At 41.2% G+C, this 16,402-nt stretch carries 5 protein-coding genes; all 5 read left to right on the top strand.

The window, feature by feature from the left end; translation table 11 throughout:
• Positions 1-94: 94 nt before the first annotated feature.
• Positions 95-955, top strand: coding sequence for a Cof-type HAD-IIB family hydrolase (locus MKY95_RS19990; RefSeq protein ID WP_339194129.1), 861 nt, complete (start codon positions 95-97; stop codon positions 953-955).
• Between the two features lie 172 nt (positions 956-1,127).
• On the top strand, positions 1,128-2,393 hold the full coding sequence (locus MKY95_RS19985) for a YncE family protein (protein WP_339194127.1): 1,266 nt from the start codon (positions 1,128-1,130) through the stop codon (positions 2,391-2,393).
• Positions 2,394-2,411: 18 nt separating this feature from the next.
• Positions 2,412-2,633 carry a hypothetical protein gene (locus tag MKY95_RS19980; protein ID WP_036672792.1) on the top strand — a complete coding sequence of 74 codons (222 nt, stop codon included), beginning with the start codon at positions 2,412-2,414 and terminating at the stop codon, positions 2,631-2,633.
• A gap of 324 nt (positions 2,634-2,957) precedes the next feature.
• Complete coding sequence (gene fabD, locus MKY95_RS19975; RefSeq protein WP_339194126.1) at positions 2,958-4,163, top strand: ACP S-malonyltransferase; 1,206 nt, start codon at positions 2,958-2,960, stop codon at positions 4,161-4,163.
• 272 nt (positions 4,164-4,435) lie between these two features.
• Positions 4,436-16,372 (top strand): amino acid adenylation domain-containing protein, encoded by an 11,937-nt coding sequence (locus MKY95_RS19970; RefSeq protein ID WP_339194125.1) that lies wholly within the window; start codon positions 4,436-4,438, stop codon positions 16,370-16,372.
• The last annotated feature ends 30 nt before the right edge of the window (positions 16,373-16,402 follow it).

The raw sequence follows: 16,402 nt of genomic DNA, 5'->3' as shown, positions 1-16,402 counted from the left end.
CTGACCACATTTTGGAAAAATTGATTGATGATACTATAACTCTTGTATACAACAACATAGACATATACGAGATACATGATGGGGGCATAAGAAGATGCAAGAAATGAAGCGAAAAATTGTTTTTATTGATATTGATGGCACACTGGTAGATGATGACGGAAGTATTCCGTTGTCAGCACAGAAGGCTTGTAAACAGGCCAGAGAGAACGGACATCTGCTCTATTTATGTACAGGCCGATCCAAAGCAGAAATTTATGATTCCATCTGGGATGTCGGATTCGATGGTCTGATTGGTGCAGGTGGGGGCTATGTGGAGTTTGGCAAGGACGTGTTATATCACAAAAGGGTAACAGCGGAAGATGTTCGACATATGGTCGATTTTTTCAATGAAAACGGCATTGACTTCTACCTTGAATCCAATTCGGCATTGTATGCGAGTAGCAATCTTCAACCTCACCTGGAACGCCGTATCTATGGTGATGTGGAGAATGACCCTGTAGCCAGAGAGAAGAAGGAATTGAAACCGCACCCGTTTATTGCCGGATTAACGTATGGAGAGGCCGACCTGTACAAGGATGATGTGAACAAAGTATGTTTCTTGGAGAGCTCAGCCATCCCGTTTGAGCGGATCAAGCAAGAGTTTGAAGGGAAATTCGAAGTCATTCAGTGCACTGTGCCAATCTTTGGTGAAGGAAGTGGTGAACTGATGATCCCTGGCATTCATAAAGCCATTGCGATCGCTGATCTGCTGAAGCATCTGGGCATGTCCCAAGAAGATACATTTGCCATCGGTGATGGCATGAATGATGCCGAGATGTTGGAATTTTGTAACACCGGAATTGCCATGGGTAATGCAAAGCCAGGTCTGAAAGCCATTGCAGATGATATTACTGGAACAGTAGAGGAAGATGGATTGTATCATAGTTTTGTGAAGTATGGATTGATTGAGGGATAAAGAAATGAGGCAATCTGGAAAACAGTTAATACGTACACCCTTTGTCCCAAACCTTATTTTAGACCCTGCATATATTATTGCAGGGTCTTTTTTTGGTTTAAACAGATCAATTTATATTTTTACAAAAGGATTCTAATCAAACCATAACATCTAAGTGAAGGAGAGAATCGAAATGGCCATTCTATCAACCGGACCTATCGAGAATAATGCCGTCAGTGATGTACGGCCAACACAACAAGTTACCGTTAAAATTGATAACAGGAATTCTCTGGATGGATCCGTTGTTTTGATACAAGGGTATAATCTGACCTCTACGAGGACTTTATATGTCAGCGAGCAGATTTCAATTGATCCGGATCAGGTAGTGACAAGAACTTATTTTGCCAATCTTGATGCATTTGAATTTGTCTTTACAGTTGAAGGTGTAGCTATAGAGCAGACGGAGATTTCCGTGTGGGGCAAAAATGAAACCGGCCAGCTTGTTGCTGCACATCGATTAGTTTCTTCCGAACTTGAAATAGAGGGGGATAATACGTCAGTCAACCGCATATATGTAGCCAATTTTAATAGTAACGATGTTTCCGTCATTAATGGCGAAACGAATACGGTGATTGCTACGATACCTGTGGGGACGAATCCTGCAGGGATTGATGTCAATCCATTAACGAGTCGTATTTATGTCGCAAACAGAAGCAGTAATACCATTTCCGTCATTAATGGTGTAACCAACGCGGTAATTGCTTCTATTCCGGTTGGGAATGAGTCAGGGGACGTAGGGGTCAATATAGCAACCAATGCCGTTTATACGGCAAATTTTAATTCATTGGATACAACTGAAGATGTAACCGTTATTGATGGATTAACCAACACGGTGATTGATGCGATCACTATTCCTGGACTCAATTTTTTAACGGGTATAGGCGTCAATTCCTTAACCAATCGGATCTATGCAGTAAATTTTAATTCTGATGCTGTGTCTGTGATCGATGGAGTAACCAATACAGTGATTGCTACGATACCCGTTCAGGTTAATCCATTCCGTGTAGGGGTCAATCCAGCCACCAACCGTATTTATGTATCGAATTTTACCAGTAATACGGTTTCCGTTATTGATGGATTGACGAATACCGTCATTGATACCATTCCGGTCGGCGTTACGCCAGCTGAAGTAGCGGTTAATACCTCCACAAACGCCATTTACGTACCCAATCGAGACACGGATAATGTTTCAGTAATTAGTGGATTAACAAATACCGTGATTACTACTGTTCCGGTCGGGAATAATCCAAACGGAGCGGGCGCCAATCCGTTAACTAATCGAGTTTATATAAGCAATCAAGATGACAATACCATTTCTGTGATCGATGGCGAAACAAATACGGTGATTGCTACTATTCCGGTGGGGGCACGTCCGTTCGCAGTAGGTGTAAATCCGTAGAAAGGTGAGGGGATTTGGATGAAAGAAGTTATAACGGCATCAGACTTAATGGAGCAGCTGATCACCATGAACAAAGAAAATTCTGTATGCCAAGTTAGGATTCCAGGTAAGGGGATGTATGTAATTGTATTACAGGACGATTATTCAACTGTGCGATCTTCAGATCAGATGTTGAGTGATACAGAGAACGAAGCGAGCGAAAAAATCGGATCTGAAATAAAGAGGAATCCTTTTCTCTGAGGATAAGGGGAATCGCGAGTCTTGAATGATCAGATTAGAACAAAACAGGCATCTCCTCAATGGAGGTGTCTATTTGCATAGTACTCAGACTACAGACAAGATCCAGTAAAGAACAGCACTTAATGTTCCAATATAGAGGCCAACAGGGAGCCAAAAAAGAATGACGAATTTCATCCCATTCATAGAAATAGATGCCCCTCCTTTTGACTTTGTTATTGCATAACTCCTAATGAAAGTTTAATATAAATTTTGCAAACAAGGAATTTATTGGTTTTTGTTTGTCGAAGTGCATGAAATATAAAGTTGATACATGGAGGATGCTGGATGAGTAATGTAGCTCTGTTGTTTCCTGGGCAAGGTTCTCAGATGGTTGGGATGGGTAGAGACTTTTGGAATAACTTTGATGTGGCTAAGAAGTTATTTGAAGAAGCCAGTGATGCCATTTCTTTCGATTTGAGAAAGTTATGCTTTGAAGGTAGCATGGCTGATTTGACAATGACGATGAACGCTCAGCCTGCACTTTTGACTGTTAGTGTCATAGCATATCAGGTGTATATGCAAGAAATAGGGATGGAACCCGCTTATTTGGCTGGGCATAGTTTGGGAGAATATTCGGCTCTGGTCTGCGCAGGTGTTCTATCATTTCATGACGCCATTAAACTGGTAAGACAACGGGGTATCATTATGCACAATGCAGACCCGGATCAGAAAGGTACCATGGCCGCCATTTCAGGTATTCATTTAGATACAATTCAAAACATATGTGAACAAGTTTCCACGATCGAGCGCCCTGCTTGTGTGGCTTGTGTGAACGCTAACCAGCAGTTTGTCATTTCGGGACATCGGCACTCTATACAAGAAATTATTAAAAGGACAGAAACCCTGAGAACGAAACATTCGTATATCAATGTAAGTGGTCCCTATCATTCTCCCATGATGCAAACCGCAGCAGAACAATTCAAAGTTGAATTGGATCAATATCAATATGCCCATGCAAAATACCCGGTTATTTCCAACGTTACAGCAGCACCCTATGAGTCTGATCGATCTGTCGTGGATTATTTAAACATGCAGATGACGATGCCTGTAAGATGGTTAGAGTCGATGAACTATTTGATTAAACAGGGAGTCACTGAAGTTATAGAGTTGGGTTCTAAACATGTGTTAGTTAGTCTTATGAGTAAAATAACGAAGCGTATTGTACCGTACTCGCTAAGTCAGCCTTCTGATTTACTAATGCTTACAAATACACAAGAAAGGAAAAATAAGCGGTTAACGATTCGTAAAAAGTTGTTATCAGAACTAATAGTAACCGCACTCATTTCAAGGAATTATAATACAGATTCAATATCCTATACCCAAACGGTTGAGCCATTGTTTCACCAATTACAACGGGCAAAGGAACAAGTAAACAACAATGAATATGAACTTAGTGAAGAAGAGATAAATGATGCTCTACAGGTATGTCATTCCATTATTATAGCAAAAAATATTCCATTGGATGGAACCGCGTTGATTGATGCAATCTAGTACTCGATCTGTGCTTTTGCAAGATCTATATTACAGCAACAGACTGCCTTTTTATAAGGTAGTCTTTTTGTCCTTTAATGCATCTGAACTTGTTGAAGCTTCAGATATTTGGTAATAAATATGTCAATAACCCACAAATCAATCTCTATTTTTTACCATATAGTAACAATAAACTGATTGATTTTACATATATTTCTATGGTAAAATTTTGCTTGAAATATGTGTAAATAATTAGATAAGCATGTTAGAGATGATTCATTTGGAGGAGAGATATGTATACTAATCAGTTTCAAACACTAGTGGATATTATCCGCGACAGAGGTAAAATAACGGACCGCGGTATTCGTTTTATCGATGCGGACAAACGTGAAACTTTTATATCTTATCATCAATTATTTACTGAGGCACAAGGGTATTTAGGCTATCTACAAGCCATCGGAATTAAACCTAAACAAGAGATTATTTTTCAGATTCAAGAAAACAAACGGTTTTTAGTCGCATTCTGGGCTTGTATACTCGGTGGAATGATCCCTATCCCTGTAAGTATTGGTGAAGATGAAGAACAAAACTTGAAAGTATGCCGTATTTGGAATTTGCTAAATAACCCTTTCATGATTGCATCTGAGAAGTTGCTGGATAAAATGAAGAGATTTGTTTTGGAACATGACATGCTTGATTTCCATCATCAATTAGAAGTCAGAACGGATCTGATCCAAGACACCATATATCATTATGAATCTATTAATAATATAGTTGAACCTCAGTCTGATGACTTGGCATTTATTCAATTTTCTTCTGGATCAACCGGTGATCCCAAAGGCGTGATGCTCACCCATCGAAACCTGATTTATAATACTTGTGCTGCTATTAATGGCACACAAATTAGTTCAAACGATAGTTTTCTCTCCTGGATGCCCCTTACCCATGATATGGGTTTGATTGGATTTCATCTCGTACCCCTCGTGGCAGGAATTCATCAGTACTTGCTCCCAACGGAATTATTTATTCGCAAACCGATTCTATGGATGAAAAAAGTAAATGAACACAAAGCAACCATACTGTCTTCTCCTAACTTTGGTTATAAATACTTCCTGAATTTCTTTCGCGAAGACAAAGCGGAGGGATGGGATCTGTCATCTGTCAGAGTCATTTATAATGGGGCGGAACCTATATTACCCGAAGTGTGTGATGAATTCCTAAATGTATTGTCAGCATATCACTTAAAGAAAACAGCCATGTTTACCGTATATGGATTAGCAGAGGCCTCTGTTGCCGTCTCCTTTCCCAAGGTAGAAGAAGAGTTTACTGCGGTGTACGTTCACCGGGATCATCTGAACTTAGGGGAGTGTGTCATCGAAGTCGAGAAACATGCTGAACATGTGGCATCATTTGTTGCCGTTGGCGAAGCAATTGATTATTGCCATGTTAGAATTTGCGATGAGGAAATGAACAGTGTTCCCGATTTGGTTATTGGAAAAATTCAAATCAAGGGGGATAACGTCACCCAAGGTTATTATAATAATTCACTAGCAACGGAGAAGTTATTAACGCACGACGGATGGGTGAATACAGGAGATCTGGGTTTCATCATGAACGGAAAACTGGTTGTAACAGGGCGGGAAAAAGACATTATCTTTATCAATGGTAAAAATGTATATCCCCATGACATTGAACGTGTCGCCATACAATTAGATGATATTGAACTCGGAAGAGTTGCTGCTTGTGGTGTGTATGATTCGAATAGTCAAAGTGAAGAAATTATTGTGTTTGTCGTGTACAAAAAAAAGATCGAACACTTCTTGACGCTTGTTAAAGAAATCAAAAGACATCTATATAAACATGGGGGATGGAGTGTCAAAGAGGTACTGCCCATCAAAAAATTACCCAAAACAACAAGTGGGAAAATCCAGCGGTATCAGTTAGCCAAGCAGTATGAAGCAGGCAAATTCTCAACAGAATCTGCATTCATCCATGACTGGATCAAGAATGACAATGACAAGGCAAAGGGAAAGGCTGCTGTTTCGGTTCGAGTCATAGAACGTGAATTAACTTCACTATTTTCTGAAGTGCTGGTTGGGAAAAAGGTTGAACTTGAGGATAGCTATTTTGATATGGGTGCAACTTCATTACAGCTGGCCCAAATCGCTGAACGTATAGAACAAAAATACGGAGAAGAGCTTGCTGTTACGGACCTCTTTACCTATCCCTCGATAACTGAATTGGCAGCATATCTGGCTAGAGGCTACAGCGAGACCATGCAAGTCAACAAAACTCAAGAGGATCATACGCCATCCAAAGATATTGCTATTATCGGTATGTCTTTGAATCTCCCTGGTGCATCAAATGCAAGCGATTTTTGGCGTGTTTTGGAAAATGGAACGCATAACATTCGGGACTACCCGGAAAGTCGGATAAAAGACGCAGCGGATTATATACAATCCATGCGAAGTGAAATGAGCGAAGTTCAATGGATCAAGGGTGGTTACTTGGATCAAATTGATCAATTCGACTATTCTTTCTTTGGCATAACTCCAAAAACTGCACAATTTATGGACCCGAATCAAAGGATGTTCTTGCAAACGGCATGGCATACGATTGAAGATGCTGGGTATGCAGGGGAAGGAATCAATGGAAGAAATGTGGGCGTGTACGTGGGGTATTCCAAAGTTGGGTATGATTACGAACGGCTCGTGACGGCGAGTTACCCCGCAGAACTCAAAAATTATATCATTGGAAATTTACCATCTGTACTGGCGAGCAGAATTGCATATTTCTTGAATTTAAAAGGCCCGGCCTTAACGATTGATACCGCTTGTTCCTCCTCACTTGTTGCTGTTCACATGGCATGTAAAGGATTGCTCGCAGGAGACTGTGAAATGGCAATCGCAGGAGGCATTCGAACGGCATTATTACCGATAAGTATCGGACTGGATATGGAATCTCCAGATGCATTGACGAGAACGTTTAGCGAAGATGCCAACGGCACGGGATTTGGCGAAGGTGTTGGGTCGGTCATGTTGAAGCCAATGCAGCAAGCGATTAAGGACGGGGATCATATCTATGGTGTGATTAAGGGAAGTGCGATTAATCAGGATGGCAAGACGGTAGGAATCACAGCACCTAACCCGGAGTCTCAGACCAATGTGATCGAACAGGCATGGAAAGAAGCCGGCATTTCTCCTGATACGCTTAACTTTATTGAAGCACATGGAACAGGGACAAAATTAGGTGATCCGGTTGAGTTCAATGCTTTGCGTAAAACTTTTGAGAAGTATACGGATCGGAAACAATTTTGTGCAATCGGATCTGCCAAAGCTAACATTGGACATGGTTTTGAAGCGGCGGGGATCGCTGGATTAATTAAATCTATTCTTATGTTTCAACATAGAAAGATTCCACCATTGGTTCACTTTGACAAGCCTAATCCCCTGCTTAAGTTTGAAGCTTCACCTTTTTATGTGAATCAGGAATCAATGGCTTTTGGTGAAAAAGAGGGTCCATTACGATGCGGGGTTAGTTCTTTTGGTTTCAGTGGTACCAATGCGCATGTGGTTCTCGAAGAATATGTTCCTTCCCAAACCGTAGATAAAAGAATGTCCCAAGAGCCTCATCTATTTGTTCTGTCTGCTGCTACGGAACGGGCGCTGAACGAATTGGTCAGAACGTACCATGAATATCTAACCGATCACATGGATGTTCCCATTCAACAAATCTGTTATACAACCAGTACGGGAAGGGCTAATCTGGATTATCGACTTGCCATCGTAGTCACGAGTACACAAGAATTACATGAAAAATTGAAACGAATTGCAAGCGGAGAAGGTAAACTGCCAAATGTTTATTTTGGTTATGCCAAAAAAGACAAAACGCTTGTTAGCGATCATCTCTATGTTCAGGGAAAGGCAGAATCTTTAAATGAACTCGGTCAGTTATATACACTGGGGGCAGTGATTGATTGGGAAAGGTTTTATAATCATGAAGTCATTCGGAAAATTCCATTGCCTCTATATCCATTTGAGCAGAAGCGGTGTTGGATTGAAGTCAAACATACGATACCAGCGGAACATAGGTCAGAGAGGAATGAGGTTCAAATGGAGATGAATACAAACGATATTGAATTAAAGATTAAAACAAGCATCAGTCGTGCATCTGGTCTGAAGTTGGAAGAGCTGGATCATCAAGCTCATTTTCTCCAAATGGGATTGGATTCCATCATTCTTGTGCAAATTCAGAAGGAGATCTCAGAGCTGTTCCGTTTGAATATTCCGATGGAAATGTTTTTTGAAACCCTTACAAATATCAATTCCTTAGTTAAATATGTGTCAGAGAATATAAAACAACATGATGTATCTGAGAACATAAAAAATGAAACCGATCAGGAGCGTACTGAACAACAAAATCTGGCATCTGTGAACAATATAAACACGGCAAAATCATCAGGGAATGTGTCGGAACAAATTGTGATGTCTGCCATTCAGCTCATGGAGTCCCAATTAAAAAGTTTGAATGTGCTGTTAGGCGAGCAAATGAATGCTGTTCAATCGCCTCTTTTGGAGATGAAACATCATGAAACCCCAAAAGTTCAAGTTTCACCGGTAATGAATGAAATCAATAAAACCAATCAATCCAAAAAGATCCAACCGGATTCGGAATCGAAGGAAGAAAAAAAACCTTTTATACCCTATCAATCGTTGAAGATTCATGAAGAGAGCGGATTATCACCGCTTCAGAACCAGTATGTTGAACAATTTATAGCCAAGTATACCGCAAGAACCAAAGGCTCCAAATTAAAAACAGGCCAAACACGTTTGGTTCATGCGAATAATCGCAATGTGTCCGGATTTCGCTCGTATTGGAAGGAAATGGTGTATCCGATTGTTTCAACACGTGCAGAGGGATCTAAGCTATGGGATATGGATGGGAATGAGTATTTGGATCTGACAATGGGATTTGGTGTGAATCTATTTGGTCATAATCCAGCATTTATTCAAAATGTAATAGCAGACAGCCTCCAGGAACAATTGCCTCCATTGGGCCCTATGTCAGACTTGGCAGGAGATGTTGCAGCAAAAATTTCCGAGCTAACGGGTGTAGAACGTGTCGCATTTTATAATTCAGGAACAGAAGCTGTCATGGTTGCACTTCGTTTAGCGAGGGCAGCAACAGGGCGTTCCAAAGTTGTATTATTTTCAGGATCTTACCACGGTACACATGATGGGGTGTTGGGTGTAGCGAATCCTGGGGATGCTTTATCGTCTGCGCTGCCTATGGCTCCTGGTATTGTAAATAGCGCTATGGATGATTTGATTATTCTTAATTATAACCATCCGCAATCACTGGATATGATTCAGAACCTGGGTGATGAATTGGCTGCTGTGCTTGTAGAGCCGGTGCAAAGTCGAAGACCTGATATGCAGCCAACACAATTCTTACGGGAACTTAGAGAGATCACGAAACAGTATGGCATTGCACTTATTTTCGATGAGGTCATCACTGGATTCAGAATTGGTCTGGGTGGGGCACAAGATTGGTTTGGGGTTCAAGCAGATTTGGTTACGTATGGGAAAGTGGTCGGTGGCGGGCTGCCTATTGGCATAGTCGCGGGTAAAGCTGAATTTATGAATCCGGTAGATGGTGGAACCTGGAACTTTGGTGATAGTTCTTACCCTTCCGACGCAGATAAGAAAACGTTTGTGGGTGGAACCTTCTGTACACACCCTCTTACGATGAGAGTGATGTTAACGGTATTACAGTATCTTCAAACTGAAGCAGAAACTTTATATAAGGAATTAAATGAAAAAACAGATTATCTTGTAAAAGAATTAAATGCGTTTTTCAAAATAGCGAATGTACCGATGCAAATGGTGAACTATGGATCTTTATTTCGATTTATATCATTTGGAGATATGGAATTATTCTTCTACCATTTAATTTATAAAGGTTTATATATTTGGGAAGGTCGTAACTGTTTTATATCGACTGTGCATTCCATGGGTGACATGGATACGATAATCAGAATCGTGAAAGAGACGATCCATGAACTACGCGAGTGGGGGTTTATCCCTGGTGAATCGCCTGTTTCGGAATATCCGCTCTCTTTAGAGCAAAAACAATTATTGTTGACTTCATTACATGGGGAAGATGCGAATGCTGCATTAAATCAGAGTGTTATTTTAAAAATGACAGGTGGAATAAAGCCTTCCACACTGGATCAGGCCGTGAATCAGATCGCACAGCGTCATGAAGCCCTGAGAACAGTCATTCATGCCGATCGTGAAACACAACAAATCAGATCCGTAATGGAATTTCAATGTACATGGTTGGATTTCTCGGCATATGCGGGTGAGGATCAAGAACGGGAAATTTCCAATTGGTTATCTGCCGATGCAAATGAAGCCTTCAATTTACAGTCTGGGGAACCTCTATTTAGAATCACCTTGCTTAAAAAGGCAACTGATCAATACCTTATGGTGCTAACATTTCATCATATTGTTGTAGATGGCTGGTCTATTGCTGTATTCATTCAAGAGTTGGAACATACCTATTCTGCTCTGGTCCGAGGAGTTTCGGTTCAATTACCTGAATCCACTCCATTCCGTGAGTATTTAAGATGGCAACGACTTGAACATGAAAAAGGCTCATTTACCGAAGGAGTCCAGTTCTGGAAAGAACAATTTTCCTTATCCTATCCCAACATTACACTTCCAACGGCACCGTCCGATGATGTGCCCAAGGGATATGACGGTGAAAGATATTCCATCAAGTTGGATCATCAATTAACAGAGTCTTTGCGAACGTTAAGTATAAATAATAAGAGCAGTTTGTTTGTAACGATGTTTGCAGCGTTTCATTTATATTTGCATCAACTAACAGGGCAGTCTCACCTTGTCATCGGCGTGCCTACAGCGGGTCAGTCTCATATGCGAAAAAATGCGCTGATTGGCAACTGTGTCAACATTGTACCTGTTCACCATGCCTTGTTAACGAAGCAATCCGTTGTAGACCATGTCCTTGAGCTCAAGGAAACGCTGGCTCTAGTCATGAAGCATCAGCATGTTCCATTGACCATCGTATCCGAACAGCTTGCTCATATGCCTGCACCGGATACCCGGATTTTATTTAATATGGACAGAACGATTCATCATCTCCAATTTGAAAATATCAAGACTGGATTCATGTCGTATCCGATCAAACATATTTCTTACGATTTATTTCTTAATATTACGGATGTTAGCCATGAATTGTACCTGGATTTTGATTACAATACCGAGCTTATTGGACCTGAGATGATGAAATTGTGGTCTGAAGGATTTAAGGGTTTGCTGCAAAAAATGGTGAGTCATCCAGAGGCTGAAATTTCGTCTTTGACGTTGTTCTCATCCGAGCAACAGGACCAATTACAGGAAATATATAATCGGTTTGTTACGGAGCGTCTTCCTCACGTTAATCATGCAGCCATATTCGAGTCTCCAGTCAATGACGTGGAGAAAAAGCTGGCTTTGATCTGGGAGGACGTATTATCCCTCGATCAAGTGGGGAGACATGATCACTTTTTTGATCTCGGAGGTAACTCGCTCAAGGCGACAGTAATGCTATCCAAGGTACATGAACAGTTTCAACACAAAATTTCAATCGTTCAATTCTTCCAAAATCAACGTCTGAAGCAGCTGGCCAGTCTGATTACAGGCGAGAACGAGGAAACATTCATTCCGATTAAGGCATTGGACGTCAAGGAATTCTATGAGACATCATCTGCACAACAGCGGATCTACTTTTTGGATCAATTTGAGCCGAATAGTGTGTTTCAGAACATGTGCGGCCATATTACGGTCACAGGAAATATCGATGAAGCTAAATTGATTTCGTCATTGGAACAAATCGTGCACCGTCACGAAGCTTTTCGCACCAGTTTCCATCTGATGGATGGAGAGCTTTACCAGCGTATTGCTCCAACGATTGATTTTGAAGTGAAACGATCTCAGGAAAGTTCTGCTTCATTCGAACAACATGTTAAGGCGTTTGCCAAACCATTTGATTGCTCCAAAGCGCCATTAATACGTGCCGAATTCATTCGTGTAAACGATGATCATGCAGAGATTCTCATCGAGATGCATCATATTATATCGGACGGATATTCCGTTGGCATTCTTGCGAATGAACTGATCGATGTGTATGACGGAAGAAGCATGTCGGACATTGAGGTTGAATACAAAGACTTTACAGCTTGGCAGAAAGAATTTCTGGCGGGGGAGTCTTATAAGCAGCAAGAAAAATATTGGCTGGATCAATTCAAAGGAGAACTCCCGAACCTTAATCTGCCTACTGATTTTGTTCGGACACCTCATTTGACTTCGGCAGGTTCAAGATTGTCATTTGTGTTGGATCAGCATTTGAAGCAGTCGCTGGAAAAGCTTGCGAAACAAACGGGAACTACGATGTTTATGGTGTTATTGGCAGCGTATAATGTGCTGCTTCATCAATACACAGCACAAGAAGATATGATTGTAGGCACGCCAACATCAGGAAGAAACCATCCGGATGTCGAGAATATGATAGGTGTCTTTATCCAGACGGTAGCGATTCGCTCACAGCCGGTGGGGAATAAGTCGTTTCGATCCTATCTCGAAGAAATTAAAAAACAATCCCTGGATGCATTGGATAACCAGGACTATCTTTTTGACAATCTTGTAGAGAAATTAAACACACATCGGGATACCACTGGGACAGCACTTTTTAATACGATGTATATCTTCTTAAATACCGCGTTGAATCAACGGCAAGAACAGGATTGCAGCTTTAAAGTTAGAGAATTAAATGTCGGTGTATCGTTATATGATCTGATGTTCATCGTTGAGGATGATAATGAGTGTCTGGAAATGCACTTTAATTACAAGACGGAGCTGTTTGAACGGGATACCATCGACAAAATGAAAACACATCTGTTCAACATCCTCAGAGACATTGTGATCGAACCTGATATTGCCTTGTCCGATATTCAAATGCTGTCTGAACATGAGCAGAACGTTCTTTTATATGACTTTAATGATACCAACTTAGAATATTCCCGGGATCAGACCATTCAGGAGTTATTCGAAGCACAGGTGGAACGGACACCTGATCAATTGGCTGTTAGTTTTGCAAATGAGCAATGGACGTATCGTCAATTGAATGAACGGGCGAATCAGTTGGCATATACGCTTAGAGCTGAGGGAGTGCAGCAGGATCAATTTGTAGGTATTCTGACAGATCGTTCGATTGAGATGATCGTTGGCATCTTTGGCATTCTAAAAGCAGGCGGGGCGTATGTACCGATTGATCCGGATTCTCCTGAAGAGCGTATCCGGTACATCCTACATGATTCGGGGGCAACGTTGTTAGTCACGCAAAAGCATTTGAAGCAGTTGGTATCGTTTAATGGAAAAATGATTGATTTGGACGATGAAGAAACCTATGCAGCTAATCTGTCGAATCTGGAAACGGAAGGGAATTCCGAGCAGTTGGCTTATATGATCTATACTTCAGGCACAACAGGCATGCCAAAAGGTGTAATGATCGAACATCGTCAGGTTCATCACTTGGTTCAAGCGTTGTACAGTCAAGTTATAGATGATCAGCTTAGCGGTTTGCATGTCGCTTTACTTGCGCCTTACTATTTCGACGCATCTGTGAAGCAGATTTTTGGCGCACTGCTGTCAGGACATGCTTTGTTTATTGTAGACAAGGACACGGTACTGGATGGACAAGATTTAATGAATTATTACCAGCACCACCAAATTGATTTGACAGACGGAACACCTGCGCACCTGAAATTGCTTTCGAAGGCAAAAAACGTTCAAGGCATATCGCTAAAATATATGCTCATTGGCGGTGAAGCTCTTTCTCAGCAAAGTGTAAATGAAATCACATCATTATTTGCTCTCAATCATATAACGCCTCCAACCATAATTAATGTGTACGGTCCAACAGAATGTTGTGTGGATGTTGCGACATACCGTGTACTTCCAGAACACCTGGATACAGCGAATCAACGAGCTCACCTACCGATTGGTCGAACACTAGGAAATAATCGCCTGTATGTATTGAACAAACATGGCAAAGTTCAGCCTGTAGGCGTCGTAGGAGAATTATGTATCTCTGGTGATGGGGTTGGTAGAGGATACTTGAATTTACCTGAGCTGACAGCAGAAAAATTTGTACGTGATCCGTTTGTCCAGGGAGCGACAATGTACAAAACGGGAGATTTGGTGAGATGGCTTCCCGATGGCCATATCGAGTATTTGGGAAGAATGGATCACCAAATTAAGATTCGCGGATACCGGATCGAAGTAGGAGAAGTCGAAGCAGCGCTGTTAGATCTAGAGTGTGTGAAAGAAGTTATCGTCGTTGCACATGAGGATGATCACGGGGACAAATCATTATGTGCATACTTTACAGCGGATTCCACGCTGACGGTGGGAGAGTTAAAACAAAGCCTCTCTAAGGTGTTGCCGAATTACATGGTACCAGCCTACTTTATACAATTGGATCACATGCCTCTGACAGCGAACGGGAAAATCGATCGCAAATCGCTTCCGAGTCCAGAAGAAAACATACAAACGGGAAGTGAATATATAGAACCCCAAACTGGGGTGGAAAAACAGTTGCTGCCTATTTGGCAGGATGTGCTTGCCGTGAAAAAAATCAGTGTAAAAGACAGTTTTTTTGATGTAGGAGGCAACTCTTTACGTGCGACCAAGCTGGCCGCCAAAATCAATCAAAAGCTGAATATCCACATATCGGTAAGAAACGTCTTTGAATGGCAGACCATTGAACAGATGGCTCAATCTATTGAACAAATGGAACAGGAAGTATCAGTGTCCATTCCTCAAGTGGAGGAAAAAGAATATTATCCTATTTCTTCAGCGCAAATGAGAATGTACATTATGAGCATCAAAGCCGGCAAGGAACTCATGTACAACATGTCAGGTATGTTTATGTTGGAAGGATCGCTTGATCGGATCAGATTGGAAGAAGCATTCCAACAATTGATTCATCGTCATGAATCGCTTCGGACTGGATTCAAAGTCATACACGGGGAACCGAAACAGATCGTATACCCTAAAGTTAACTTTGGAATTGAATTGATCGAGTCAACGGAAGAAGAGATAGAAGATCGAATTGAACAGTTTGTTCGCACATTTGATCTCGGGCAAGCACCTCTTATGAGGGTGGGACTTATTGAACTTCAGCAGGAGCGTCATGTATTGCTGGTAGATCTCCACCATATCATTGCAGACGGACTATCTGTACATCTTCTCATGACTGAACTTAGCCAGTTCTATAAGGGAGGGGAGCTATCTCCTCTTCGAATTCAATATAAGGACTATGCTGAATGGCAGCAAATACAGCTTCATAGTGAGCGGATGAAAAAGCAGGAGAAGTATTGGCTTACTGTGTTTGGTGAGAGTATCCCGCTATTGGATCTGCCAACAGACTATGAGAGACCTGAAACGCTAAGCTATGCTGGAGAGGTATTGGACATTGTTATGGAGGAAGACATCCTTCCAGGCTTAAGGAACATGGAAGTACGGACAGGAACAACGTTATATATGATTCTATTAGCCGCCTATACCATTCTGTTGTCCAAATACAGCGGACAAGAAGATATCATTGTAGGCGCACCGATTGCAGGCAGGACACATGCTGAGCTGGAGCCGGTCATGGGGATGTTTGTGAATACACTGGCTATTCGAAATAATCCTGCTGCGGATAAAACATTCACGGAGTATCTGCTGGAAGTGAAAGAAAATATGTTGAACGCTTATGAGAATCAGGATTATCCGTTTGAAGAATTGATTGAGAAAGTAAATGTAACCAAAGATGCTCGGCGGAATCCGTTGTTTGACACCATGTTTGTATTGCAGAATACAGATGCTTCAGAGATTCAGATGGATGGAGTAACCTGTAAGCCTTATGCTCCAAATACGAGAGTATCCAAATTCGATTTAACGTTGTATGTTACCGAATTGCAACACAAGTTAGAAGTGGCCTTTGAATACAGTACGATTTTATTTGAGAAAACAACGATTGAAGCGATGTCACAAAATCTATTGGTCATATTAACAACCATTGCCAACGACCCTTATATTGAAATCAAGAAGATTAAATTGGTTGAAGAATTAATAGATGGGGATACGCTGGCTGATCTAATTGAAGTAGATTTCTTCTAAGCTAACCTAAAAATATAAAGTGATCGGGGT

The organism is Paenibacillus sp. FSL P4-0176 (assembly GCF_037975265.1).
GTDB lineage: Bacteria > Bacillota > Bacilli > Paenibacillales > Paenibacillaceae > Paenibacillus > Paenibacillus amylolyticus.
This window is presented reverse-complemented; position numbering and strand designations above follow the sequence as displayed.

Coding starts and splice junctions, on each gene's coding strand:
- MKY95_RS19990 (WP_339194129.1), top strand. CDS start 95: ATGCAAGAAATGAAGCGAAAAATTGTTTTTATTGATATTGATGGCACA.
- MKY95_RS19985 (WP_339194127.1), top strand. CDS start 1,128: ATGGCCATTCTATCAACCGGACCTATCGAGAATAATGCCGTCAGTGAT.
- MKY95_RS19980 (WP_036672792.1), top strand. CDS start 2,412: ATGAAAGAAGTTATAACGGCATCAGACTTAATGGAGCAGCTGATCACC.
- fabD (WP_339194126.1), top strand. CDS start 2,958: ATGAGTAATGTAGCTCTGTTGTTTCCTGGGCAAGGTTCTCAGATGGTT.
- MKY95_RS19970 (WP_339194125.1), top strand. CDS start 4,436: ATGTATACTAATCAGTTTCAAACACTAGTGGATATTATCCGCGACAGA.